The organism is Paracoccus sp. SJTW-4 (genome assembly GCF_047716885.1).
In the GTDB taxonomy this organism is placed as follows: Bacteria; Pseudomonadota; Alphaproteobacteria; order Rhodobacterales; family Rhodobacteraceae; genus Paracoccus; species Paracoccus solventivorans.
The window spans coordinates 1,217,443-1,240,283 of sequence record NZ_CP136681.1 but is presented as its reverse complement, the minus strand read 5'-3'; the positions used below and the strand labels follow the sequence as shown (position 1 = coordinate 1,240,283).

The 22,841-nt window shown below is 69.2% G+C and carries 22 protein-coding genes; 9 read left to right on the top strand and 13 right to left on the bottom strand.

The window, feature by feature from the left end; all coding sequences use genetic code 11:
• The first annotated feature begins 6 nt into the window (after window positions 1-6).
• The gene (gene gatB / locus RSP45_RS06090; RefSeq protein WP_415393626.1) at window positions 7-1,521 is read left to right on the top strand and encodes an Asp-tRNA(Asn)/Glu-tRNA(Gln) amidotransferase subunit GatB; all 1,515 of its coding nucleotides are present in this window, start codon (window positions 7-9) and stop codon (window positions 1,519-1,521) included.
• A gap of 175 nt (window positions 1,522-1,696) precedes the next feature.
• Here gatB and RSP45_RS06085 read toward each other — a convergent pair whose 3' ends face one another.
• On the bottom strand, window positions 1,697-2,092 hold the full coding sequence (locus RSP45_RS06085; RefSeq protein ID WP_415393625.1) for a Spy/CpxP family protein refolding chaperone: 396 nt from the start codon (window positions 2,090-2,092) through the stop codon (window positions 1,697-1,699).
• Window positions 2,093-2,305: 213 nt separating this feature from the next.
• Here RSP45_RS06085 and RSP45_RS06080 point away from each other — a divergent pair, with 213 nt between their 5' ends.
• Entirely contained in the window at window positions 2,306-2,836 is a 531-nt protein-coding gene (locus tag RSP45_RS06080; RefSeq protein ID WP_415393624.1) for a DUF4177 domain-containing protein, read from the top strand.
• 122 nt (window positions 2,837-2,958) lie between these two features.
• Here the strand turns inward: RSP45_RS06080 and RSP45_RS06075 are convergent, their stop codons facing one another.
• The 4 genes from RSP45_RS06075 to hisS form a co-directional block, all read right to left on the bottom strand.
• A complete protein-coding gene (locus RSP45_RS06075; protein WP_073060301.1) occupies window positions 2,959-3,225 on the bottom strand; it encodes a DUF2171 domain-containing protein in 267 nt (88 codons plus the stop codon).
• Window positions 3,226-3,386: 161 nt separating this feature from the next.
• On the bottom strand, window positions 3,387-4,076 hold the full coding sequence (gene hisG, locus RSP45_RS06070; protein WP_073060296.1) for an ATP phosphoribosyltransferase: 690 nt from the start codon (window positions 4,074-4,076) through the stop codon (window positions 3,387-3,389).
• Window positions 4,070-5,137, bottom strand: a complete 1,068-nt coding sequence (locus RSP45_RS06065; protein ID WP_415393623.1) for an ATP phosphoribosyltransferase regulatory subunit — start codon at window positions 5,135-5,137, stop codon at window positions 4,070-4,072. Before RSP45_RS06065 ends, hisG begins: the two co-directional genes overlap by 7 nt.
• The gene (hisS, locus tag RSP45_RS06060; RefSeq protein ID WP_415393622.1) at window positions 5,134-6,633 is read right to left on the bottom strand and encodes a histidine--tRNA ligase; all 1,500 of its coding nucleotides are present in this window, start codon (window positions 6,631-6,633) and stop codon (window positions 5,134-5,136) included. Before hisS ends, RSP45_RS06065 begins: the two co-directional genes overlap by 4 nt.
• A gap of 46 nt (window positions 6,634-6,679) precedes the next feature.
• Between hisS and RSP45_RS06055 the strand changes: the two genes are divergently transcribed.
• The gene (locus RSP45_RS06055; protein WP_415393621.1) at window positions 6,680-6,880 is read left to right on the top strand and encodes a SlyX family protein; all 201 of its coding nucleotides are present in this window, start codon (window positions 6,680-6,682) and stop codon (window positions 6,878-6,880) included.
• Between the two features lie 4 nt (window positions 6,881-6,884).
• Here the strand turns inward: RSP45_RS06055 and ftsY are convergent, their stop codons facing one another.
• From ftsY to RSP45_RS06040, 3 genes are all read right to left on the bottom strand, one after another.
• On the bottom strand, window positions 6,885-7,901 hold the full coding sequence (gene ftsY / locus RSP45_RS06050) for a signal recognition particle-docking protein FtsY (RefSeq protein WP_415393620.1): 1,017 nt from the start codon (window positions 7,899-7,901) through the stop codon (window positions 6,885-6,887).
• 138 nt (window positions 7,902-8,039) lie between these two features.
• Window positions 8,040-8,723 carry an MOSC domain-containing protein gene (locus tag RSP45_RS06045; protein ID WP_415393619.1) on the bottom strand — a complete coding sequence of 228 codons (684 nt, stop codon included), beginning with the start codon at window positions 8,721-8,723 and terminating at the stop codon, window positions 8,040-8,042.
• Between the two features lie 58 nt (window positions 8,724-8,781).
• Window positions 8,782-9,711 carry a class I fructose-bisphosphate aldolase gene (locus RSP45_RS06040; RefSeq protein WP_415393618.1) on the bottom strand — a complete coding sequence of 310 codons (930 nt, stop codon included), beginning with the start codon at window positions 9,709-9,711 and terminating at the stop codon, window positions 8,782-8,784.
• A gap of 170 nt (window positions 9,712-9,881) precedes the next feature.
• Between RSP45_RS06040 and RSP45_RS06035 the strand changes: the two genes are divergently transcribed.
• Window positions 9,882-10,172, top strand: a complete 291-nt coding sequence (locus RSP45_RS06035; protein ID WP_073060277.1) for a hypothetical protein — start codon at window positions 9,882-9,884, stop codon at window positions 10,170-10,172.
• 430 nt (window positions 10,173-10,602) lie between these two features.
• On the opposite strand, the gene RSP45_RS06030 is transcribed toward RSP45_RS06035, so the two are convergent.
• Window positions 10,603-11,805 carry a phosphoglycerate kinase gene (locus tag RSP45_RS06030; protein WP_415393617.1) on the bottom strand — a complete coding sequence of 401 codons (1,203 nt, stop codon included), beginning with the start codon at window positions 11,803-11,805 and terminating at the stop codon, window positions 10,603-10,605.
• Between the two features lie 203 nt (window positions 11,806-12,008).
• Between RSP45_RS06030 and RSP45_RS06025 the strand changes: the two genes are divergently transcribed.
• Both RSP45_RS06025 and RSP45_RS06020 read left to right on the top strand, forming a co-directional pair.
• Entirely contained in the window at window positions 12,009-12,515 is a 507-nt protein-coding gene (locus RSP45_RS06025; protein ID WP_415393616.1) for a peptidylprolyl isomerase, read from the top strand.
• Window positions 12,508-13,110: a peptidylprolyl isomerase gene (locus RSP45_RS06020; RefSeq protein WP_415393615.1), complete on the top strand. Its 603-nt coding sequence runs from the start codon at window positions 12,508-12,510 to the stop codon at window positions 13,108-13,110. The genes RSP45_RS06025 and RSP45_RS06020 overlap by 8 nt, the downstream gene beginning before the upstream one ends.
• A 105-nt stretch (window positions 13,111-13,215) precedes the next feature.
• Here RSP45_RS06020 and RSP45_RS06015 read toward each other — a convergent pair whose 3' ends face one another.
• From RSP45_RS06015 to RSP45_RS06005, 3 genes are all read right to left on the bottom strand, one after another.
• Window positions 13,216-13,590, bottom strand: a complete 375-nt coding sequence (locus RSP45_RS06015; protein ID WP_415393614.1) for a HesB/IscA family protein — start codon at window positions 13,588-13,590, stop codon at window positions 13,216-13,218.
• Between the two features lie 151 nt (window positions 13,591-13,741).
• Complete coding sequence (locus RSP45_RS06010; RefSeq protein ID WP_415393613.1) at window positions 13,742-15,109, bottom strand: purine-cytosine permease family protein; 1,368 nt, start codon at window positions 15,107-15,109, stop codon at window positions 13,742-13,744.
• A 396-nt stretch (window positions 15,110-15,505) separates the two neighbouring features.
• Window positions 15,506-16,462, bottom strand: coding sequence for a helix-turn-helix domain-containing protein (locus RSP45_RS06005; protein ID WP_415393612.1), 957 nt, complete (start codon window positions 16,460-16,462; stop codon window positions 15,506-15,508).
• Window positions 16,463-16,767: 305 nt separating this feature from the next.
• On the opposite strand from RSP45_RS06005, the gene RSP45_RS06000 reads away from it, so the two are divergent.
• Together RSP45_RS06000 and RSP45_RS05995 are read left to right on the top strand one after the other, a co-directional pair.
• A complete protein-coding gene (locus RSP45_RS06000; RefSeq protein WP_415393611.1) occupies window positions 16,768-18,519 on the top strand; it encodes a hydantoinase B/oxoprolinase family protein in 1,752 nt (583 codons plus the stop codon).
• Window positions 18,520-18,656: 137 nt separating this feature from the next.
• Window positions 18,657-20,780, top strand: a complete 2,124-nt coding sequence (locus RSP45_RS05995; protein WP_415393610.1) for a hydantoinase/oxoprolinase family protein — start codon at window positions 18,657-18,659, stop codon at window positions 20,778-20,780.
• Window positions 20,781-20,917: 137 nt separating this feature from the next.
• On the opposite strand, the gene mdh is transcribed toward RSP45_RS05995, so the two are convergent.
• Window positions 20,918-21,880 (bottom strand): malate dehydrogenase, encoded by a 963-nt coding sequence (gene mdh / locus RSP45_RS05990; protein ID WP_415393609.1) that lies wholly within the window; start codon window positions 21,878-21,880, stop codon window positions 20,918-20,920.
• Window positions 21,881-22,020: 140 nt separating this feature from the next.
• Between mdh and RSP45_RS05985 the strand changes: the two genes are divergently transcribed.
• Window positions 22,021-22,767 (top strand): sulfite exporter TauE/SafE family protein, encoded by a 747-nt coding sequence (locus tag RSP45_RS05985; protein ID WP_415393608.1) that lies wholly within the window; start codon window positions 22,021-22,023, stop codon window positions 22,765-22,767.
• The last annotated feature ends 74 nt before the right edge of the window (window positions 22,768-22,841 follow it).

Genomic DNA, 22,841 nt, shown 5'->3' with positions numbered 1-22,841 from the left:
GCCAGAATGCTCGACCATCTCACCTATACCGCACCCGGACCCAAGGTCATCGCCGGGGCCAAGGGCGACTGGGAACTGGTGATCGGGCTCGAGGTGCACGCGCAGGTCGCCTCGAACGCCAAGCTGTTTTCGGGGGCCTCGACCGCATTCGGCGCGGAACCGAACAGCAATGTCAGCTTCGTGGACGCGGCGATGCCGGGGATGCTGCCGGTCATCAACGAGTTCTGCGTGGAACAGGCGGTGCGCACCGGGCTGGGGCTGAACGCCGCGATCAACCTGTTTTCCGCCTTTGACCGCAAGAACTACTTCTACCCCGACCTGCCGCAGGGCTATCAGATCAGCCAGCTTTACCACCCCATCGTGGGCGAGGGCGAAATCATCGTCGACATGGCCCCCGGCATCGCCCGCCGGGTGCGGATCGAGCGCATCCACCTGGAACAGGATGCGGGCAAGTCGATCCACGACATGGACCCGAACCTGTCCTTCGTCGACCTGAACCGCACCGGCGTCGCGCTGATGGAGATCGTCAGCCGCCCCGACATCCGCGGCCCCGAGGAAGCGGCGGCCTATGTCGGCAAGCTGCGCCAGATCATGCGCTACCTGGGCACCTGCGACGGCAACATGCAGAACGGCAGCCTGCGCGCCGACGTGAACGTGTCGGTCTGCAAGCCCGGCGCCTACGAGCGTTTCCGCGAGACCGGCGATCATTCCGTGCTGGGCACGCGCTGCGAGATCAAGAACATGAACTCGATGCGCTTCATCCAGCAGGCGGTCGAGTATGAGGCCCGCCGCCAGATCGCCATCATCGAGGATGGCGGCGAGGTGGTGCAGGAAACCCGGCTCTATGACCCCGACAAGGGCGAAACCCGGTCGATGCGCTCGAAAGAGGATGCGCATGACTATCGCTATTTCCCCGACCCCGACCTGCTGCCGCTGGAGATCGAGCAGGCATGGGTGGACGGAATCGCGGCTGCGATGCCGGAACTGCCCGACGCCAAGAAGGCGCGCTTCGTGCGCGAGCTGGGGCTGTCGGAATACGATGCGGGCGTGCTGACCGCCGAGGTCGAGAACGCCGATTACTTCGAGGCCGTGGCCAGGGGCCGCGACGGCAAGCAGGCGGCGAACTGGGTCATCAACGAGCTGTTCGGCCGGCTGAACAAACAGGGGCTGGCGATCGCCGACAGCCCGGTCAGCGCCGCGCAGCTGGGCGGCGTGATCGACCTGATCGCCTCGGGCGAGATCTCGGGCAAGATGGCCAAGGACCTGTTCGAGATCGTCTGGACCGAGGGCGGCGACCCGGCCGAAATCGCCGCCGCGCGCGGGATGAAGCAGGTCACCGACCTGGGCGCCATCGAATCGGCGGTGGACGAGATCATCGCCGCCAACCCGGCACAGGTCGAAAAGGCGCGCGCGAACCCCAAGCTGGCCGGCTGGTTCGTCGGGCAGGTGCTGAAGGCCACCGGCGGCAAGGCCAACCCCGCCGCGGTGAACGAGCTGGTGGCGAAGAAGCTGGGGCTGTAGCCGCCGCTGCGCCTTGCGGTGCCGGCTTTTATGTGGCGGCGCCGATTGCAGCATCCTGCCGGCGCTGCGGCGGCCTGTGCTGCAGGAGGGAAGGGGCTGTCGCCCATGAGAAGCGGCCGCCCGATCTGGAGCAGGGCAGCGGCGCCGGGACGCCGCCGCTGCGGCCGCCAGCGCGCTATTCCGTCACGCCGGCCAAGCGGAGCAACTCGGAAAATTGTTCAGGGGTCAGGACGCTGCGCCAGTGATCCACGCAGGCCGAGCGCATCATTGCCATTTCGGTTTCCTTGGCACCGATCCGGGCGGCGAGCGCCTCGCGCTCGGCGACCGGCGCGCCTGCGGCGATCATCTGGCGCAGTTCCGTCCGCATTGCTACGGTTTCGCGCTCGACGGCGATCCGTTTGGCCGGCATCTCGTCCATCCACGCCTTGACTGCCGCGCGCTGTTCGTCGGTCAGCTGCAGCGCGTCGGCATTTTGCGCCAGCGCCATGGTGATGGCGATCACGGGCTGGGACAACCCGGCCTTCTGCGCGTCGAACGGTTCTTGGGCTGCGGCCGCCAGCGGCAGGGCCATGGCCAGCGCGGCCGAAAACAGGAATCTCTTCATATGTCGCATCCTCTGAATATTCGAATGATCTAATTATAGCTGGAATCCGCTGCCGATGGCGTGCGGCAAAATGCGCATCGGCCACCGCCCCGTTTCGTGAACAGGGGAATCCTGCGCGAGTCTGGCGGGGACAGGCGGGATGGATTAATCCTGACCTGCCCAAACCCAGCGGAGGCTCTCGTGCAGCAACATGAATACACGGTGATCCCGGCCCCGGCCCGCGGCGAAAAGACCCGCGGCGCGCGCACGGGCGCGGAACGCTTTGCCCATGCCCTGACCGTCGAGATCAACCGCATGGCCGCGGCGGGCTGGGAATATATCCGGGCGGAAACGCTGCCCTGCGAGGAACGCAGCGGGCTGACCAGCCGCACCACCGTCTATCACAACGTGCTGGTGTTCCGCCGCCGGCTGCCCTCGCTTGCGACCGTGCCGGAGCCAGAGGCCGCCCCCCGCGCCACCCCGGCCGCGCCCTCAGCATCATTGGCCGAAAGCCCCGCTGCGGCGCCGGTGCCTGCTGCCGAAAGCCGCCCTGCACTGCACGCCGAACTCGACGACCCGGGCGCCGCCACAGCCACAGTCACAGCCGCGCCCGAGACGCCCGAGCCCGGCCCGGCCCCGGCCTTCGTCCAGCGCCCGCCGCTGGCGGCCCGCCCCGACGCCCAAGCGACCGAGCCGTCCAACGGCACCCGGCTGGGCCCCGCCTCTCGCTGACGGCTGCGCCCGGCCGCACCCGGACCCGCTGCGCCGGATGGTGCGGCCGGAGCCTCCGGCGGGGATATTTGGGCAAGGAAGAACGGGCGCGGGCCGGTTTCCACCGGAGCCGCGCCCTTCGTTCATTCGTACTCGACCGGAGAGCCGTCCTCTTCCTCGAACAGCTGCTCGGCATTGGCGGCATCCGCCGACAGCCAGACCTTGCCGCCGTCCAGCGAAGCCACGGCGGCCAGCCGCACATAGTGGTGGTGGCTGCTGTCCTGCCCGTGTTCGGGGTCCTTGCGGGTCATCTTGATGCGGTCGCCGTCCATGTGATCGACCTTGCCGACATGCACCCCGTCGGCGCCGACGATTTCCATGTGTTCCCTGATGTCGCTGGCGTTGACCATGACACTCCTCCTTTGGTGCGGGTGATGCCGGTCAACGCGCGGCCGCCGGAATCGGTCCCGGCCGCCGGTCTTTCACCGTGTCCCAAATATCCCGGGGGAGTCCCGCAGGGACGGGGGCAGCGCCCCCTTGCGGCGGCGACGCAAGCCCGGCCGTCCCGCGGTCAGTGCGGCTGCGCCAGCCCCAGATGCGCCAGCAGCGCCTGCATCGGCGCGGTGGCGGCGGCGCTGCGGTTGGCCAGCAGCGTCGCCTGGCTGGCGTGGATCAGCGCGTCGGGCAGGATCTTCAGGTGGTTGGCGCGCAGCGTCTCGCCCGAGCTGGTGATGTCGGCGATCGCCTCGGCGGTCAGGTTCGCCACCGTGCCCTCGGTTGCGCCCTGGCTGTCGACCAGCTGGTAATCGGCGACCTCGTGTTCGGACAGGAAGGCGCGTACCAGCCGGTGATATTTGGTGGCGATCCGCAGCCGGAACCCGTGGGCGGCGCGAAAATCGCGGGCGATGGCGGCGAAATCGTCCAGCCCCTCGCAGTCGCGCCAGCAGGACGGCACCGCCAGCACCAGATCGGCATGGCCGAAGCCCATCGGCGCCAGTTCCACCACGTCCGAGCGCCAGCCCGCCAGTTTCTCGCGCACCAGATCGGTGCCGGTCACCCCCAGCTGGATGCGGCCGGCGGCGAGTTCGCGCGGGATCTCGCCCGCCGACAGCAGCACCAGCGACAGCCCGTCGATTCCCTCGGCGCGGGCGGCGTATTCGCGGTCCGATCCCGCGCGCGACAGGCGGATGCCGCGGGCGCAGAACCACTCGAAGCTCTGCTCCATCAGGCGGCCCTTGGAGGGCAGGCCCAGCTTCAGCATTCCGCGCCCTCCAGTTCCGCGACCAGCCCGGGGCGGATGATGCCGCCCACGGCCGGGATCGCCGCGCCCGCGCCCAGAACCCGGGTCAGCGCATCATAGCGCCCGCCCGAGGCGACCGGCGGCCAGCCCGCCCGCCCTTCGGCGGTAAAGCTGAAGGTCATGCCGTCGTAATATTCCATGGTCTGCCGCCCGTGACTGGCGTCGAAACGCACCTGCGCCGGGTCGATGCCGCGCGCCGACAGCGCGGCCAGCCGCGCCGCCAACCGCTCGACCGCCGGGGCGATGGCGGGCAGGTGGTCGGCCAGCACCCGCAATTCGTCCAGCGCCGCCGGCGCGGGGCCGGCAACGGAAAACAGCCGGTGCAGCCGCACCCGCCATTCCGGGGGCAGGGGCGGGCCTTCGGCCGCGGCTTCCAGCCGGGCGATGCGGGACAGCATCTCGGCCTCGGTCCGCAGCCCGGTCCAGGGGGCGCCGTTGATCGCGAAGCGGCGCGGAGTCTCGGGCGCGGAAAACCGTTCCAGCAGCCGCTCGAACCGCCGCGGCCGCCAGATGTGATGCGCGAGCATCGCCCGGCGCGGCTCGGACAGCGGCAGCCCGGCCACCGCGTCCAGCAGCAGCTGCATGTCGCCCATGGTGGCGGCCAGCCGGCAGGGGGCGAGGGTGGCATGGAACAGCGCGAACACTTCGGCATCGGCGTCGGGGTCGCGGGAAAACAGCTCGAACCCGGCCTGCAGATATTCGTTGTCGCGGGGGTGGTCGGGACGGGTGTCGCCGTGGTCCTGCTTGCGGAACACCTCGCCCAGATAGCAGTAGCGCGCGGGCTCGGCGCCGCCCGCCATGTGCATCCGCACCACCGGCACGGTGAAATCGGGGCGCAGCACCACCTCGCCCCGGATCGGGTCGGTGGTCAGATAGGCGCGGGCGCGGATGTCCTCGCCATACAAGTCCAGCAGCGTGTCGGCGGGCAGCAGGATGTCGGGGGCGACCTCGATCGCCCCGGCGGCGCGGAACGCCTCGAGGATGCGCCGGCCGGCCGCGGCCTTGGCGGTGCGCGGGATCATTGCGCCCCCGTCTCGCACGCCAGCATCCCGCGGACGGTGGCGACCAGATCGGCGCGGGGGACCTCGACCTGTGCGGGCTGGGATTTCCATTCCTCGACCGAGGCTTGCGCCGCGATCTTCGCGCCCAGGATCAGGTCCTTGACCTGCACCACGCCGCGCGTGGCCTCGTCCGTGCCCTGGATGATGGCGACCGGCGCCGCCCGCTTGTCGGCGTATTTCAGCTGGTTGCCAAAGTTTTTCGGGTTGCCCAGATAGACCTCGGCCCGGATGCCGGCGGCGCGCAGTTCCGCGGCCATGGCGTGGTAATCGCCCATCCGCTCGCGGTCCATGACGGTGACCACGACCGGGCCTTGCGCCTGCGCCCCGGCCAGTCCCTTTTCGCGCAGCGCCGCCAGCAGCCGGTCCACGCCGATGGAGACCCCGGTGGCCGGCACCTTCTGCCCGGTGAAGCGTTCGACCAGATCGTCGTAGCGCCCGCCACCGGCGACCGAGCCGAACTGCCGCTTGCGGCCCTTGTCGTCGAGGATTTCAAAGGTCAGCTCGGCCTCGAACACCGGGCCGGTGTAATAGCCAAGGCCGCGCACCACCGAGGGGTCGATGACCACGCGGTCCGCGCCCATGCCGCCCGCGTCCAGCAGCGCGGCGATCTGGGCCAGTTCGTCCACGCCCTCGGCCCCCACGGCCGAGGCCCCCACCGCTGCGCGCAGATTGTCCAGCGTCGCGGCGTTGGTCGCGCCCTTTGAGGTCAGGAAGGCGATCACCGGCTCGGCCTGCGCCGGGTCCAGCCCCACGCCTTCGATCTCGGCGCCCGAGGCGTCCTTGCGTCCGGTGGTCAGCAGCTCGCGCACGCCAACCTCGCCCACCTTGTCGAACTTGTCGATGGTGCGCAGCACGTCGGCGGCGGTGTCGGGATCGCTGACCCCCATCGAGTCGAGCACCCCGTTCAGCACCTTGCGGTTGTTCACCCGCACAAGGTAATCGCCGCGCGCGATCCCCGCGGCCTCAAGCGCATCGGCGAGCATGGCGATGATTTCCGCATCCGCCGCGACGCTGGCCGCGCCCACGGTATCGGCGTCGCATTGATAGAACTGCCGGTAACGCCCCGGCCCCGGCTTTTCGTTGCGCCAGACCGGCCCCATCGCATAGCGCCGATAGGGCGCCGGCAGCTCGTTGCGGTATTGCGCCGCGACGCGGGCCAGGGGCGCGGTCAGGTCATAGCGCAGCGCCAGCCAGTCGCCGGAACCGCCCCCGGGCACCGCTTCCTCTTGCCAGGCGAACACGCCGGCGTTGGGACGGTCCACGTCGGGCAGGAACTTCCCCAGCGCCTCGACCGTCTCGATGCCGCTGGTTTCCAGCGCGTCGAAGCCGTGCAGATGATAGACCGCGGCGATCCGGTCCAGCATCTCCTTGCGTTCGGTGACGTCCGGCCCGAAGTAGTCGCGAAAGCCCTTGGGCGTTTCGGCGCGCGGGCGGCGCGGTTTGGGGTCCTTGGCCATGGGCATATTCCTGCTGTGCGGGGACCGATTAGCGGAAGGGGGCGGCATGGACAAGTTGCAGGCGCTGGAAGAGCGGATCGCGCATCTTCAGCGGATGGTCGAGGATCTGTCGGACGTGGTGGCGCGGCAGGACGCCACCCTGCGCGCGATGTCGCGCCGGGTCGGGCTGCTGATGGAGCGCGAGGCCGAGCGCGAGCTGGCCGAGGGGCAGGTCCCGCTGGCCGAGCAGCGCCCGCCGCACTGGTAAGGGATTACAGCCCGACCAGCGCCCGGGCGAACTCGTCGGGGGCAAAGGCGTCCAGATCGTCGATCTGCTCGCCCACCCCGATGGCGTGGATCGGCAGGCCGTAGCGGTCGGCCAGCGCGACCAGCACGCCGCCGCGGGCGGTGCCGTCCAGCTTGGTCATCACCAGCCCCGACACATCGGCCATGCGCCGGAACGCCTCGACCTGGCTCAGCGCGTTCTGGCCGGTGGTGGCGTCCAGCACCAGCAGGGTGTTGTGGGGGGCGGTCTCGTCCTTCTTGCGGATGACGCGGACAATCTTGGCCAGTTCCTCCATCAGGTCGGCGCGGTTTTGCAGGCGGCCGGCGGTGTCGATCAGCAGCAGGTCGGCACCCTCGGCCTCGGCCCGCACCATCGCGTCATAGGCGAGGCTGGCCGGGTCAGAGCCCTGCGGCGCCACCAGCACCGGCACGCCGGCGCGGCTGCCCCAGACCTGCAGCTGCTCGACCGCGGCGGCACGGAAAGTGTCGCAGGCCGCGATCACCACGGTCTTGCCCGCCGCGCGCAGCTGGCTGGCCAGCTTGCCGATGGTGGTGGTCTTGCCCGAGCCGTTGACGCCAACCACCAGCACCACCTGCGGTTTCTTGGGATACAGCGGCAACGGCCGGGCGACGGGGGCCATGATGCGGGTGATCTCGTCCGCCAGCGCCTGTTTCAGCTCGGTCGCGCCGATGCGGCGGCCCATGCGGCCCTCGGCGATATTGGCGGTGACGCGCAGCGCGGTCTCGGTTCCCATGTCGGCGGCGATCAGCATGTCCTCGAGTTCCTCGAGCATGGTGTCGTCCAGCTCGCGCCGCGGCTCGGCCGGCGCCGTTTCGCGCCCCAGCAGCCGGCCCATCAGCCCCGGGCGCTCGGGTTCCGGCGCGGGGGCCGAGGGGGCAGGCGGTTCGGCCACCGCGGCTTCGGCGACGATATCATCCAGCCCGGCGCCGATCTTCGACGAGGATTTGGTCAGACGCTCGCGCAGCTTCGAGAAAAACGACATGGCCCCGCCCTTTCACCCGGATGTGGGATTGCCGGATAGCTAGCCATCCGGCGCGCAAAGGGGAACCCCGCCCGGGTGCTTCTTCCTTGCAGAAATATCCCGGGGGCGCGCGCAGCGCGGGGGGCAGAGCCCCCTTCTTCACCCGTTCAGCCGGCGCTGCCAGTCCTCGACGCGGTTGCTGTCCAACCGCCGCGCAGCCAGTTGCCGCCAGCCCGGCGCCAGCGGCGGCAGCGCCGCCATTTCGGCCAGCGCCGCGCGGTCCAGCCGGTCGATATACAGCAGCCGGTGCAGCCGGGTCAGCGTCCAGTTGGGTGCGCGCCGGTCCACCAGCGCCAGCGCGTCGTCGGGGGCGACCTCGCCGGGTTCCAGCACCCGGTAATACCAGCCGCTGCGGCCGGTCTGCTGCACCAGCCGGGCCATGTCCTTGCGGCCGAAGCGCAGGTTCAGCTTCCAGCAGGGCTGGCGGGCCTGGCTGACCTCGATCAGCGCCGAGCCCAGCCGGAACACGTCGCCGACCGCCACGTCGCCCTCGGACAGGCCCTGGGTGGACAGGTTCTCGCCAAAGCCGCCGGCCTGCAGCGCGGGCAGGTCGCCCAACTCGGCGCGCCAGGTCGGGTAATGGCCGGCGTCGTAATGGTGGACGGCCTTTTCGGGGCCGCCGTGGTGGCGGCGGTCGGCCTGTTCGTCGCCGGTGAAACCTTCGGGACCCAGCCGCAGCTTGCGGTCGACCGGGTGCTTGCCGATGGCGCTGAGAACGCCGGGCGCGAGCTCGGCCGCCGGGCCGACATGCAGGGACAGGATCGGAATCATCGCGCGCAGCATGGCAAATGAAAACGGGCGGCGAAAGCCCCGCCGCCCGTCCGGTCCGGTGAAATCGCGATCAGGCGCGGCCGAGATAGATGTCGACCAGCTTGCCCAGCATGTCCAGCGCATCCTCGCGCGAGCGCTGGAAGCTGTTGCGCCCGATGATCGAGCCGTTGCCGCCGCCGTCGCGGATGGCGCGCGCGTCATCAAAGACCGCATCCGCGCCTTTGGCGGCCCCGCCCGAGAACACCACCAGCCGCCGCCCGGCAAAGGCCGCGTCCATGCAGTGCTTCACCCGCGCGGCCTGGGTCGAGATGTCGATCCCCTGTTCCTCATAGACCTTTTTCGCGTCCTTGTTTTCCAGGTGGTCGGTGGACAGCTTGATCTTGATGACATGCGCGCCCAGCAGCGCGGCCATCTGCGCGGCATAGGCGGCGATGTCGATCGCGGTCTCGCCGTCCTTGGAAATCCCCTCGCCGCGCGGATAGGACCAGATCACCGTCGGAATCCCGACCGACGCGGCCTCGGCTCGCAGCGCCGAGATTTCCTCGAACATGTCCAGCGCCATGTCCGAGCCGGGATAGATGGTGAAGCCGATGGCCGCGCAGCCCAGCCGCAGCGCGTCCTGCACGGTCGCGGTCACCGCCTGGTTCTTGCCGGCGGTGTCCGACATCAGGCTGTTGGCGCTGTTGCATTTCAGGATGGTCGGGATCTGCCCGGCGAACGTGTCGGCGCCGGCTTCCAGCATCCCCAGCGGCGCGGCATAGGCGTTCAGCCCGGCGTCGATCGCCAGCTGGTAATGATAATGCGGGTCGTAGCCCGCCGGGTTCTTGGCAAAGCTGCGGGCGGGGCCGTGCTCGAACCCCTGGTCGACGGGCAGGATGATCATCTTGCCGGTGCCGGCCAGCTTGCCGGTCATCAGCATCCGGGCCAGGTTGCCCTTTACGCCGGGGTTCTCGCCCTCGTAGTTGGCGAGGATCTTCTTGACGGTATCGGTCATCTGCATCGGACTGGCTCCGCTGGTTCATGGATTGGCCGTGTCCATAGCAGACGGGCGCCAAAGCGAAAGGCCGGTTGCGCTAACGCCGCCGGTGCGGGCCGGGCGCCGGGGGTGGTGGAACGCCCGGCGGGGGCGGGGCGTTTGATCGCAACCACTGCAACAAAGGACCGGCAGCCATGTCCTACAACGAAAACGACCCGACCCGTTCCGTGCGCAAGCACCGCCCCGCGATCTGGGGCATCATCATCGCCGTGGCGGTGGCGGTGCTGCTGGCGGTGGTGCTGCTGCCCCTGGGCGGCGGCGAGGATCCGCTGACGGGCGAGGTGGTGGCCCCCGGCGGCACTGCCGAGCCGGTCCCCGACACCGCCGTGCCCAACCCCACCGTGACCCCGCCCGGCGGCCAGCCCGCCGAGGACACCGCCCCCGCCGCCCCCGGCGGCGCGGTCACGCCCGCGCCCGCGGAGTAAGCGGCAGGCCCCCGCTTTGCGGCGGGGGCCATGCGTTCCGGCGGCGCGGCTTCGGGACGCAACACTGAGCCCCCGTCCTTGCGGCGGGGGTTGTGCTGTATTCAAGAGGTGAGGGCGGGCAGGACCAGAGCGCCGGGTGAAATAAAGCTGGCCTTCAGCCACGCGCCGCCCACGTTTCGCATCGGTCGGTCAAGCACTACCGTGAACGCCGGCCCATGTCTTTAAGAACGCCATGGGCATTGCAGTATCAGCACCCCTGCACAGGCCGGGAGCCCGTGCCACCGGCAAGGGGTAGTGCAATCCACCGCATCGCTGCCCCTTGGTCCAACCTGTTCTTTACGCTTAGCGGACGGCATCGCCCCATCGGCCTCCGGCGTAGGCTTGGGGCCGATGGGCAAGCGACGGCGCAAATCCGCTGCCGCTGCCGCGCCTAACGCTTCGAGGCGATCAGCGCGGCGACGCCGGGCAGGTCCTTGCCCTCCATCCATTCGAGGAACGCGCCGCCGGCGGTCGAGATGAAGGTGAAGTCGTCCGCGACGCCGGCCTTGTTCAGCGCCGCCACCGTGTCGCCGCCCCCGGCGACCGAGACCAGCCGTCCCTCGCGCGTCAGCTCGGCAGCGGCGGCGGCGGCGGCGTTGGTGGCGGCGTCGAAGGGTTCGATCTCGAAGGCGCCCAGCGGGCCGTTCCAGATCAGCGTGCGGCACTGGCCGAAGACCTCGCGGATCTTCGCCACCGTCGCGGGGCCGGCGTCCAGGATCATCGCGTCGGCGGGGCAGGCGTCGGCGGCGACCAGCTCATGCGGGGCGTTCGCTGCGAACTCGCGCGCCACCACCACATCGACCGGCAGGTGGATGGTGCAGCCCGCGCCCTTGGCGTCGGAAAGGATCTGCCTTGCGGTGTCGGCCAGGTCGCGCTCGGCCAGGCTGCGGCCGACCTCGACCCCCTGGGCCACCAGGAAGGTGTTGGCCATGCCGCCGCCGATCACCAGATGATCGACCTTGCGGATCAGGTTCGACAAGAGATCCAGCTTGGTCGAGACCTTGGCGCCCCCCACCACCGCCACCACCGGCCGCTCCGGGTTCCCCAGCGCCGCGTCCAGCGCGTTCAGCTCGGCCTCCATCAGCAGACCGGCGGCCGAGGGCAGCAGCCGCGCCAGCCCCTCGGTCGAGGCGTGCGCCCGGTGGGCGGCGGAAAACGCGTCGTTGACGTAAACCTGCCCAAGCGCGGCCAGCGAGGCGGCGAAAACCTGCTCATTGGCTTCTTCGCCCGGATAGAAGCGGGTGTTTTCCAGCAGCAGCACGTCGCCGGGCTTGAGCGCCGCGACCGCGCGCTTGGCATCGCCCCCCACCGCTTCGGACGCGAAACCCACCGGCTGGCCCAGGGCGGCCTCGAGCGCGGGCAGGATCTGGCGCAGGCTCATCGAATCGACGCGCTGGCCCTTGGGGCGGTCGAAATGCGCCAGCAGCACCGGAATACCGCCCTTTTCCTGGATTTTCTTGACGGTCGGCACGATCTTTTCGATCCGCGTCGCATCGGTGACCTGGCCGTTTTCCACCGGGACGTTCACGTCCACCCGGGTCAGCACGACCTTGCCGTCCAGCTCCATGTCGTCCAGCGTGTTGAAGCGCGCCATCGGCATTTCTCCTGCAATGCGGGGTCGGCCCGCGTTCGTCACCCGCGTTGTCCGTCAAGCGGTCCAGCGCGTCAACTCTGCGTCAGGACGAGTTGATGATTCCGAGCGGCCCTGTGGCGGCTGGGGCGTTGCGCGGCGGCCGCGCGCGGCCTAGACCTTGCCCCGCACCCAACCAACGGGCACCCAACCAAAGGAAAGATCCGATGGCCGAGATCAAGGACCCCGAGAACACGATCATCATCGAGCTGAAGGACGGCCCGGTGGTGGTCGAGCTTCTGGCCGACGTCGCTCCCCAGCACGTCGCGCGGATGAAAGAGCTGGCGCGGGCCGGCAAATACGACAACGTCGCCTTTCACCGGGTGATCGACGGTTTCATGGCCCAGACCGGCGACGTGGAACACGCCAACATGGAAAAGGGCTGGAACCCCGGGCGCGCGGGCACCGGCGGCTCGGACCTGCCGGACCTGCCGGCCGAGTTCTCGCGCATCCCGCACGCGCGGGGCACGCTGGGCGCGGCGCGGTCGCAAAACCCCAACAGCGCCAACAGCCAGTTCTTCATCAACTTCAAGGACAATGATTTCCTGAACGGGCAATACACCGTCTATGGACAGGTGATTTCCGGGATGGAGCATGTCGACAAGATCGCCCGCGGCGAGCCGCCGGCCAGCCCGGACCGGATGATCTCGGTCAAGGTGGCCGCCGATGCGTAAGCTGCTGCTTTCCGTGGCGCTGGCGGCTGGCGCCGCCGGCATGGCCGCCGCGCAGGACGTGGCGGCGCCGCCGTCCGAGGACGGCCCCGGCCCGAACATGGTGATCGAGGTCGCGGACGCCTCGGGCGCGGCCAAGGGCACCATCGTGCTGGACCTGAACCCGGAAAAGGCGCCCGGCCACGTCGCGCGGCTGACCGAGCTGGCGCGCGCCGGCGCCTATGACGGGGTGGTGTTCCACCGCGTGATCGAGGGGTTCATGGCCCAGACCGGGGACGTCCAGTTCGGCAAGCAGGGCGGCGATCTGTCCCGCGCCGGCATGGGCGGGTCCGAGCAGCCCGACCTCAAGGCCGAGTTCAGCGACCAGAACTTCCTGCCCGGCACCGTCGGTATGGCCCGCAGCCAAAGCCCCGACAGCGCCAACAGCCAGTTCTTCGTCAACTTTGCGGCGACGCCCTCGCTGGACGGGCAATATACCGTCGTGGGCCGGCTGATCGAGGGCTGGGACGTGCTGAACGCGATCAAGAAGGGCGATCCGCGCTTCAACGGCAAGGTGGACGAGCCCGACTACATGGCCAAGGTCACCATCGTCGAATAACGGCGGGGACCGGACCCGGGCCCCTGCCACGGCAAGGCCCGGGTGCAAAGAAAAACCGGCGCGGACAGGGGGCCGGGCCGGTTTTTTCGTTTGGATCGGCGAGTCTCAGCCGCGGCGGGCGGCCGAGCCCTCCAGCGGCTCGAAACGGATCGATTCGCCGCAGCCGCAGGCTTCGGTGACGTTGGGGTTCACGAAGCGGAAGCCGCTGTCGAGCAGCCCGCTTTCATAGTCGATGACGGTGCCGAACAGGAACATCTGCGCGGTGGGCGCGATCAGCACCCGCGCGCCCCCCTGTTCCACCACCTCGTCATTGGGGGCGGCGGCCTGGGCCAGTTCCATCGTGTATTCCATGCCCGCGCAGCCGCCCTTCTTCAGGCCGATGCGCAGCCCTGCCGCGCCCTTGTCGGCCATGAGCCGGGCGATCCGCGCCTCGGCGGCGGGGGTGATGCTGACGGGAGGCTTGCCGGGAATCGAGAACATCGGGGACCTTTCAGGCTGACCCTTTCGGTCGGGTAGCCCTCTACATAGTCAGCCCCTGTCCCGCACTCAAGCAGGCCGCGGGCAGGGCCGGAACGCGAAAGGGCCGCAGCGCGGGGCTGCGGCCCTTGGGGGCAAGGCGGGGGCGTGCGGGTCAGCCGCGCCCGGCCAGTTCGGCCGCGCGGGCGGCGGCGGGGCCGCGGTTCAGCACCGCATAGGCCACGGCCGCGGCGACGAAGGTCACCGGCGCCGACAGGCTGGCCAGCGCGCCGGGGGCGAAATGCAGCACCAGCCCCGCACCCGCACCCAGCAGCCAGGCGCCCAGCCCGGCCGGATTCACCGCCCTTGTGTCGCGCAGGCGGAAGCTGACCCGGTCCTGTTCGGCGCCGGCGCGGCCCTCGGTCAGGATATGGACCAGCGCGATGCCGACCCAAGCCACCACGAAGATGCCCTGATAGGCCAGCGCCTGCAGGATATAGGCGAACACATCGGCCAGCATCAGCACATAGCAGATCGCGCCCACCACGCAGGCCCAGAACACCTTGGGCAGCTTCAGCCGGAACACGGTCTGGACAAAGCTCTCCATGTTGACGGCGGCGAGGTAGTAGTTGGCGGTATTGATCCGCGTCTGGCTGATCCAGACGAAGCCCAGCCCCGCCAGCCCCATCAGCTGGATCAGCGCCAGCACCACCGACACCTCGGTCACCCCGCCCTCGGTGGGCAGGCTGGCCGCCAGGAAGATGCCGACCAGCCCGTTGAGCAGGAACGCCACCAGATAGAACGGCGCGCCGAAGTTGATCCGCGCGTGATAGTCCGCGTCCTCGGCCCGGCCGAAGCGGGCATAGTCATAGGTGAACATCATCAGGATCCAGACGCCCATGAAGGCGACGAAGCAATCCCACCAGCCGCCGGGCTTGGCGCCGCCCTCGGGGCCCAGGTTCAGCCAGGCGTCCGAATAGCCGTATTCCGCCACCGCCAGCACCACCGCCGCCAGAAGCCCGATCAGGTAGAAGGGCAGCAGCACCCCGTTGAGCTTGTCCAGCCAGTTCTGGATCGAGCCGAAGATCAGCGCCACCGAATAGACCACCACGATCAGCGCCGCCAGCGGATAGCCGATGCCGGCATAGCTTTGCAGCGCCAGCGCGATGACCGAGCCCTCGAACACCGCATAATAGATCGCGGTGGCAAAGAAGATCAGCGTGGCGATGGCCGCGCCGGTGCGCCCCAGCAGGATGCGCGAGAACAGCGACACCGACAGCCCGGTGCGGATCGCGTGGCGCACCAGCACCGCGTTGACCGCGGCATAGGCCGCGACCGACAGCACGAGCCCGATGATCGCATTGACCGAGCCATAGGCCAGCGCCAGCGTCGCCGAGACCACCAGATAGAACATCGCCGAACAGACCGACCACCAGGCCATGGTCAGCGGCATCCGCCTCATGCGCTGGTCTGGCGGCACGGGGCGGTCGGAAAACTCAAGCTCGAGCGCCTCGTCGGGGGCGGTATCGGCGGGTGTGGACATTGTGGTTTCCTCCCTGAAAACAGTCACATGCCGGGACAGCGCGGCCGGACCGCACGGCCGGGCGCAGCACCCGGATCACGGGCGCGCCGGCAGCACGCAGGCCGCTGTGGTTCGATCTGTCGGTGATGCGCCCGCGATCTCCTCTTCGCGGCCGCCGTTCTCTCCCGGCTTCGGTGACGGGCATGGTGGGCAGGCGGGGCGGGGTCCGTCTTGCGCCTGCGCGTGCGATTTCTTGTCGCTGGGCGAAAGCGTGGGGAATGCGGGGCCGGTCCGGGCGGCGCGGCCGGACGGGGGTTTCACACCCCCGTTCCCCCGCGGGATATTTCTACAAGGAAGAATGGGCAGGGGAACGCGGCGCCACGAGGCGATCGGGCGGAAAGGCCGCGTGCTGCGGGCTCAGCCCGCGCTGCGGGCGCGGCGGCGCCAGTCGGATGGCGTCATCCCGAACTGCGCCTTGAACAGCCGCGAGAACTGCGCCTGGTCGGAAAACCCGTAGCGATAGGCGATCTCGGCCAGCGCCAGCCCCTGCGAGGCCGCGATCTCGTTGCGGGCCACGATCAGCCGCTCTTCGCGGATGAACTGCGCCACGGTCTTGTCGGTGTCGCCGAACAGCTCGTGCAGGTAGCGTTTCGAAATCCCGCATTGCCCGGCCACGAACTCGGGCGACAGCGCCGGGTTGGACAGGTTCTGGCGGATCACCCGCTCGGCCCGGCGCAGGTGGCCGGCGCGCACCGCCGACATCGCGCCCGCATCCTCGGGGCCGGAACGCTCGTCCAGCGCCAGCGCCAGCACCTCGACGATCTGGCGGCCCAGCACATTGGCGGCGTGGGATTCGGCCGCCGACAGCGCCTGCAGATGGCCCATCATGCTGACCAGCAGCGCCGACAGCCCGCTGCGCGCGTCGATCGCCTGCGCGCAGAACCGGTCCGGGTCGCGCAGCCGTTCCAGCAGCATCGGCCGCGAGACCTTGAGCACGCAGAGCTCGTTGGGCTGGGTGTAGGAAAACCGGTAGGGTTCGTCGCCACGCTCGAGAATCAGCCCGCCGGGGGCGCAGCGCACCTCGCGCCCCATCTGCGAGAAATCCACCGGCCCGCGCCGCGGCACGGTGACCAGATATTCCTCGGGGTTGTTGTGGGCGATGTCGCGGGCGTGGCGCTCGTATTGCATCGGCGCGGTGGCCAGCCGCGACAGCGAGACCTGGCCCATCTGCCGCCGTTCCAGCTCGCCTGAGAAACTGCCCGGGTCGCGGTAGGTCAGCTGCAGGGGAAAATAGGTGTCCGCGATCACGCGGCTCCATTCCGCGGCGCGCTGCGCCGCCGCGGTCGACGCGGTGCTGTAGACGGCAATCTCCATGCGCCTTCCTCCTCGAAGCGCGTGACCGGCGTCGCGGCCTCCTCCTGACCGCACTGTGCCGGGCAGTCTAGCGCCGCGGGGGCCTGCGGTGCAACAAATCCCGGCGGCGACTGCACGCAGCGGCAAATCCTGATGCGCCCTGCGACAAGTCCCGCGGCGGCAGTTCCCGGATCGGCAAGAAAACACTCGCTGCGCTGCAAGAAACCGGGGTTTTTCCCGGTCAGTCTGGGCCGATGCCGGGCGGCTGCCCGCGGGGGCGCAAGCCCCGCCGCGCCGCCCACCCATCGGGGGAGGAGCCCAAGGACATGACAGGACGCAATGTTGACCCGATCACGCTTTCCGTGGTCCGCGGAGTGCTGGAGACCACCCAGCGCGAGATGACGCTGACGCTGGAACAGACCGCGCGCAGCTCGGTCTTCAACCTGGCGCACGACTATTCGACGGCGCTGTTCAACCACACGCCGGAAATGATCCTGCAGGGGCAGGACATCCCGATCCACCTCGGCTCGCTGATCCCGGCGATGAAGTCGGTGGCCGGGTTCTTCGAGGGCGACATCCACGAAGGCGACCTGATCCTGCACAACGACCCCGCCTATGGCGGCAGCCACATCATCGACACCTGCATGTACATGCCGGTGTTCTACGAAGGCGAGCTGGTGTTCTGGACGGTCTGCAAGGGCCATCTGACCGACATCGGCGGCCCGGTGCCCGCGGGCTACAACCCCAACGCCACCGAGATCTTTGCCGAGGGGCTGCGGATTCCCCCGGTCAAGATCTGGGACAAGGGCCGCCCGCGCCACGACGTGATGAACCTGCTGCTGACCAATATGCGGGCGCGGCGCGACCAGGAGGGCGACTTCAACGCCCTGATCGGCGCCTGCCAGGTCGGCGCCCGGGCGCTGATCCGCATGATGGACAAATACGGCAAGCAGGTGGTGCAGGACTGCATCGCGGAACTGCTGGACATGGCCGAGGCGCATATGCGCAAGCTGATCGCCGAGGTCCCCGACGGCACCTATTCCGGCACCGCCATCCTCGAGGATGCCGGCCACGGCTTCGGCGATTTCGAGATCACCGCCACGGTGACCATCACCGGCGACAACTGCCACATCGCGGTGAACTCGCCGCCGCAGGTGCCGTATTTCATCAACAGCTACGAAGGCAACAGCCACTCGGGCGTCTATCTGGGGCTGATGATGTTCGCGCAGCTGCCGCCCCCTTATAACGAGGGGCTCTATCGCTGCGTCAGCACCGACATGGGCCCCAAGGGCACGCTGTGCAACGCGAAATCCCCCGCGCCGCACATGAACTGCACCACCACGCCGATGGAGACGCTGACCGACGCGGTGCGGCTGGCGTTCGAGCAGGCGGCGCCCGCCAAGGTCTCGGCCAGCTGGGGCCATGCCAACGGCTGCAACATCGCCGGCTGGGACAAGCGCCACGACGAGGAATACGTCACCATGGTGCTGGCCTCGATCATCTCGGGGGCGGGGGCCACGGCCTCTGGCGACGGCTGGCACGCCTGCGGGCCGGAATGCTGCTTCGGCGCGCTGACCTCGGGCGATATCGAGATGCTGGAACACTCCTACCCGATCATCATCCACCGCTATTCGCTGATGGAGGATTCGGGCGGCGCCGGGCGCAACCGCGGCGGCTCCGGCACCTGCTGGGAGGTCGAGCCGATGGACGGCCCGATGACGCTGATCACCTTCGGCGAGGGGCGGCGGATCCCGGCGATGGGCGCGGCGGGCGCGAAGTCCACCATGGTCGCGACCAAGGTCGGCCGGCTCGAGGTGACCCGCGGCGGCGAGACGAAAGTCATCACCGAAAACGTGATCGAGACCATCCACCCCGGTGAACGCGCCGCCAACAAGAACCCCGGCGGCGGCGGCTACGGCAACCCGTTCGAGCGCGAGATCGCCCGCGTGGTCGAGGACGTGCGCAACGGGCTGGTCAGCCTGGAAGGCGCGCGGCTGGATTACGGCGTGGTGATCGCCGACCGCGACACGCTGGCGGTCGACGAGGCCGCGACCGCAAGGCTGCGCGCCGCCGCCTGATCTTCGTCTTCTGTCCCGAAATATCCTCGGGGGGAGGCCGCAGGCCGTGGGGGGCGGAAAGCCCCCCGCCGACCGCGCCGCACGCGATGCCGGCCCAAGCCTGCCCGGCACCCCCGGACACCCATAAGGATCGACCCATGCAGAACCAGTATCGTCTCGGCATCGACGCCGGCGGCACCTTCACCGACTTCATCCTGGCCGACCGCAAGGGGGGCGTGCGCATCTTCAAGGCGCTGTCCACCCCCGGCAACCCGACCGAGGCCATCCGCAACGGCCTGGCCACCATCCAGGAGGAAACCGGGCTGGCCCCGGAAACCATCGTCTCGAACGCCGATCTGTGCATCAACGGCACCACCGTCGGGCTGAACGCGCTGATCACCCACACCGGCGCCAAGACCGGGCTGATCGCCACGCTGGGCCACGAGGACAGCATCGAGATCCGTCTTGGCCACAAAGAGGACGGCTATCGCTACGACCCGGACTATCCCCCGGCCACCATGCTGGTGCCGCGCTACCTGCGCCGCGGCATCGCCGGGCGGGTGCTGTCGGACGGCAGCGTCCACACCCAGCTGGACGAGGAAGCGGTGCGCGACGCCTGCCGGCATTTCCTGCGCGAAGGCGTCGAATCGGTGGCGATCTCGTTCGTCTGGTCGGTGCTGCATCCCGAACATGAACGCCGCGCGGCCGAGATCGTGCGCGAGATGATGCCCGCCGTGCATCTGACCGTGGGCAGCGATCTTTATCCGCAGGTGCGCGAATACACCCGCACCTCGACCGCGATCGTCAACGCCTATCTGGCCCCGATCCTGCAACGTTATGTCCGGGCGGTGGACGGGTATTTCCAATCGCTGGGCGCGCGGCACCCGGTGCGCTATTTCCAGTCGAACGGCGGGCTGGCCTTGGGCCGCACCGTCAGCGAACAGTCGGTCTATGCGATCAACTCGGGCCCCGCCTCGGCCCCGCAGGCGGCGCTGTGGCTGGGCGAGCCCTGGGGGATGCGCGACATCATCACCGTGGACATGGGCGGCACCAGCTTCGACATCACCCTGACCCGCGACGGCCGCGCCAACGTCTCCAAGAACATCGACTTCCTGCGCTATCGCATCGGCATCCCGATGATCCAGGTGGAGACACTGGGCGCGGGCGGCGGCTCGATCGGCTGGATCGATTCGATGGGGCTGATGCAGATGGGGCCGCAGTCGGCGGGCTCGGAACCCGGCCCGGCCTGCTACGGCAAGGGCGGCACCATGCCGACCACCACCGACGCCAACCTGGTGCTGGGCTATCTGAACCCGCAGGGGCTGGTCGGCGGGCGGCTGCCGCTGGACGTGGAAAAGGCGCGCGAGGCGATCCGCCTCCATCTGGCCGAGCCGCTGGGGATCAGCGTCGAAAAGGCTGCCTACGGCATGTTCACCATCGTCAACAACAACATGGTGAACGGGATCCGGCGCGTCTCGGTCGAGCGCGGCTATGACCCGCGCGACTTCGTGCTGAACTGCGCGGGCGGCGCCACCGGCGCCCATATCACCGCGCTGGCGCGCGAGATGGGCATCCGCAAGGTACTGGTGTCCAAGCTCGCCTCGGGGTTGTGCGCCTTTGGGCAGATCATCTCGGACGTGAAATACAACTACATGGCGCCGGCCCCGATCCGGCTGGAAGGGGCCGAGGCGGCGGCGCGGCTGGATGCGCTGTTCGCCGGGCTCGAGGCGCGCGGGCGCGAGGACCTGGCCGGCGACGGCTTTGCCGAGGACCGCGTCAGCATCGGGCGCAGCCTCGACATGCGCTATGTCGGGCAGGTCCATGAATGCACGGTGAACGTCGCGCCCTTCGAGATCACCGAGGCCTCGCTCGACCGGCTCAAGGCCGCCTTCCACGCCCGCCACGAAGAGCTGTACACCTATTCCGAACCGAACAGCGCCGTCGAGGTGGTCAACGTCGAAAGCGCGATCACCGGGGCGGTGGACAAGCCCGGCCGGATGGAACTGCCCGCCGGGCAGGGCGCGCGCGGGGCGCTGATCGGGACACGGGCGATGATCTTCGACGCCTCGGGGATCCCGCACGACACCCCGGTCTATGACGGCGACCTTCTGGGGGCGGGCGACCGCATTTCCGGCCCGGCGGTGATCCAGGAGGTAACCACCACCATCATCATCGAACCCGGCTGGAGCGGCGAGCTGGACGCCTCGGGCGTCTATGTCCTGACCATGGGCACCGCCACCGCCGCCACCACCGCCGCCGAACGCGAGGCCGAGATGGCCTGAACGGGGCATCGCCGGACCGGGGCTCTGCCCCGGACCCCGGGATATTTAGGTGATGAAGAAAAGCGGGCCGGTCGGACCAGTAGAAGCAAGAAGGGCCGCCCCAAGGGCGGCCCTTTCATGGTTCAGGTGCGGGGCGATCAGGCCAGCGAGTTGTCGATGCCCTTGCAGGCCTCGACCAGGCCCTTCACCGCGTCGATGGATTTCTGCATCATCGCCTGTTCGTCGGCGTTCAGCTCGATGTCGATGATCTTCTCGATGCCGCCGGCGCCGATCACGGTCGGCACGCCGACATACATCCCGTTCAGCCCATAGGCGCCGTCTACCCAGGCCGCGCAGGGCAGGACGCGCTTCTGGTCGCGCAGGTAAGCCTCGGCCATCTCGATGGCGCTGGTGGCGGGGGCGTAGAAGGCGCTGCCGGTCTTCAGCAGGCCGACGATCTCGGCGCCGCCGTCGCGGGTGCGCTGGACGATGGCGTCCAGTTTTTCCTGCGTGGTCCAGCCCATCTTGACCAGATCGGGCAGCGGGATGCCGGCGACGGTGGAATAGCGCGCCAGCGGCACCATGGTGTCACCATGCCCGCCCAGCACGAAGGCGGTGACGTCGCGCATCGACACGCCGAACTCGAGGCTCAGGAAATGCCGGAACCGCGCCGAATCGAGCACGCCCGCCATGCCGACCACCTTTTCATGCGGCAGGCCGGAAAACTCGCGCAGCGCCCAGACCATCGCGTCCAGCGGGTTGGTGATGCAGATGACGAAGGCGTTCGGCGCGTGCGCGGCAATGCCCTCGCCCACCGATTTCATCACCTTGAGGTTGATGCCCAGCAGGTCGTCGCGGCTCATCCCCGGCTTGCGCGGCACCCCGGCGGTCACGATGCACACATCGGCGCCCGCGATGTCGGCATAGTCGTTGGTGCCCTTGAAGCTGCCGTCGAACCCTTCGGACGGGCCCGATTCGGCGATGTCCAGCGCCTTGCCCTGCGGCGTGCCCTCGGAGATGTCGAACAGCACGACATCCCCCAGTTCCTTGATGGCGGCGAGATGCGCCAGCGTTCCACCGATCTGACCGGCGCCGATAAGGGCGATCTTGGGACGGGCCATGGAGTTCCTCCGTTTGGCTGATGGATTTCCCGCCCGACTAGACCCTTGCCCCCGACCGCGCAAGGCGTAGGACGGGCCGCCGGGGCGGTGTTTGCGCTAAATCCGCCCGGCGGGCGGCAACGGGCGAAAGGCAGGGCAAGGTGGAGCTGACGGGCGGGGCATGGGCGTTGCTGGCACTGGCATCGGCGCTGGTGGGGCTGTCCAAGGGCGGGCTGTCGATGGTGTCGATGCTGGCGGTGCCGATCCTGTCGCTGGTGATGTCGCCGGTGCAGGCGGCAGCGGTGCTGCTGCCGGTGTTCGTCGTATCCGACATGTTCGGGCTGATCGCCTATCGCCGCCACTGGGACCGCCGCGTCGTCGCCTGCCTGATGCCGGGCGCGGTGGCGGGCGTGGCGCTGGGCTGGGCCACCGCCAGCCTGGTGGACGAGCGCTGGGTCGGCGGCATCGTCGGCGTGATCGGGCTGAGCTTCGCGCTGGTGACGCTGCTGCGCCGGGCGCCGGTCGAGGGGCCGCGGGGTCGGGCCGAATGGGGCAGGGGCAGCCTGTGGGGGCTGGCGGCGGGCTATACCAGCTTTGTCAGCCATTCCGGCGCGCCGCCCTATCAGGTCTATGTGCAGCCGCTGCGGCTGGGCAAGGAAAGCTATGCCGGTACGGTGACGGTGTTCTTTGCGGTGGTGAACGCGGTCAAGCTGATTCCCTATGCGGCACTGGGGCAGCTGGGCAGCGCCAATCTGGGCAAGGCCGCGGTGATGGTGCCGGTCGCGGCCGCCAGCGTCGGGCTGGGGGTGTGGCTGGTGCGGGTGATCCCGCAGCGGGCCTTCTATCTGTTCATCACCTGGGCGCTGCTGGGGGTTTCGGTCATGCTGATCCGCGACGCGCTGGTCTGAGCAGGGTGTGGTCTGCTGCATTGCAGCATGTTGGGGCTTGCCGTTTCTGGCGGAAACGGGCAGGCAGACGAACG

Bases quoted from the DNA above. Each gene is read 5' to 3' on its own strand.
- RSP45_RS06030 (WP_415393617.1), bottom strand. From the start codon at position 11,805: ATGGCGCGCTTCAACACGCTGGACGACATGGAGCTGGACGGCAAGGTC.
- mdh (WP_415393609.1), bottom strand. From the start codon at position 21,880: ATGGCCCGTCCCAAGATCGCCCTTATCGGCGCCGGTCAGATCGGTGGA.
- RSP45_RS06040 (WP_415393618.1), bottom strand. From the start codon at position 9,711: ATGCAGATGACCGATACCGTCAAGAAGATCCTCGCCAACTACGAGGGC.
- RSP45_RS06005 (WP_415393612.1), bottom strand. From the start codon at position 16,462: ATGGAGATTGCCGTCTACAGCACCGCGTCGACCGCGGCGGCGCAGCGC.
- RSP45_RS06045 (WP_415393619.1), bottom strand. From the start codon at position 8,723: ATGCTGCGCGCGATGATTCCGATCCTGTCCCTGCATGTCGGCCCGGCG.
- RSP45_RS06025 (WP_415393616.1), top strand. From the start codon at position 12,009: ATGGCCGAGATCAAGGACCCCGAGAACACGATCATCATCGAGCTGAAG.
- RSP45_RS06000 (WP_415393611.1), top strand. From the start codon at position 16,768: ATGACAGGACGCAATGTTGACCCGATCACGCTTTCCGTGGTCCGCGGA.
- hisS (WP_415393622.1), bottom strand. From the start codon at position 6,633: ATGGCCAAGGACCCCAAACCGCGCCGCCCGCGCGCCGAAACGCCCAAG.
- RSP45_RS06055 (WP_415393621.1), top strand. From the start codon at position 6,680: ATGGACAAGTTGCAGGCGCTGGAAGAGCGGATCGCGCATCTTCAGCGG.
- RSP45_RS05995 (WP_415393610.1), top strand. From the start codon at position 18,657: ATGCAGAACCAGTATCGTCTCGGCATCGACGCCGGCGGCACCTTCACC.
- RSP45_RS06075 (WP_073060301.1), bottom strand. From the start codon at position 3,225: ATGGTCAACGCCAGCGACATCAGGGAACACATGGAAATCGTCGGCGCC.
- RSP45_RS06010 (WP_415393613.1), bottom strand. From the start codon at position 15,109: ATGTCCACACCCGCCGATACCGCCCCCGACGAGGCGCTCGAGCTTGAG.
- RSP45_RS06035 (WP_073060277.1), top strand. From the start codon at position 9,882: ATGTCCTACAACGAAAACGACCCGACCCGTTCCGTGCGCAAGCACCGC.
- RSP45_RS06015 (WP_415393614.1), bottom strand. From the start codon at position 13,590: ATGTTCTCGATTCCCGGCAAGCCTCCCGTCAGCATCACCCCCGCCGCC.
- RSP45_RS06085 (WP_415393625.1), bottom strand. From the start codon at position 2,092: ATGGCCCTGCCGCTGGCGGCCGCAGCCCAAGAACCGTTCGACGCGCAG.
- gatB (WP_415393626.1), top strand. From the start codon at position 7: ATGCTCGACCATCTCACCTATACCGCACCCGGACCCAAGGTCATCGCC.
- ftsY (WP_415393620.1), bottom strand. From the start codon at position 7,901: ATGTCGTTTTTCTCGAAGCTGCGCGAGCGTCTGACCAAATCCTCGTCG.
- RSP45_RS06065 (WP_415393623.1), bottom strand. From the start codon at position 5,137: ATGATCCCGCGCACCGCCAAGGCCGCGGCCGGCCGGCGCATCCTCGAG.
- RSP45_RS06020 (WP_415393615.1), top strand. From the start codon at position 12,508: ATGCGTAAGCTGCTGCTTTCCGTGGCGCTGGCGGCTGGCGCCGCCGGC.
- hisG (WP_073060296.1), bottom strand. From the start codon at position 4,076: ATGCTGAAGCTGGGCCTGCCCTCCAAGGGCCGCCTGATGGAGCAGAGC.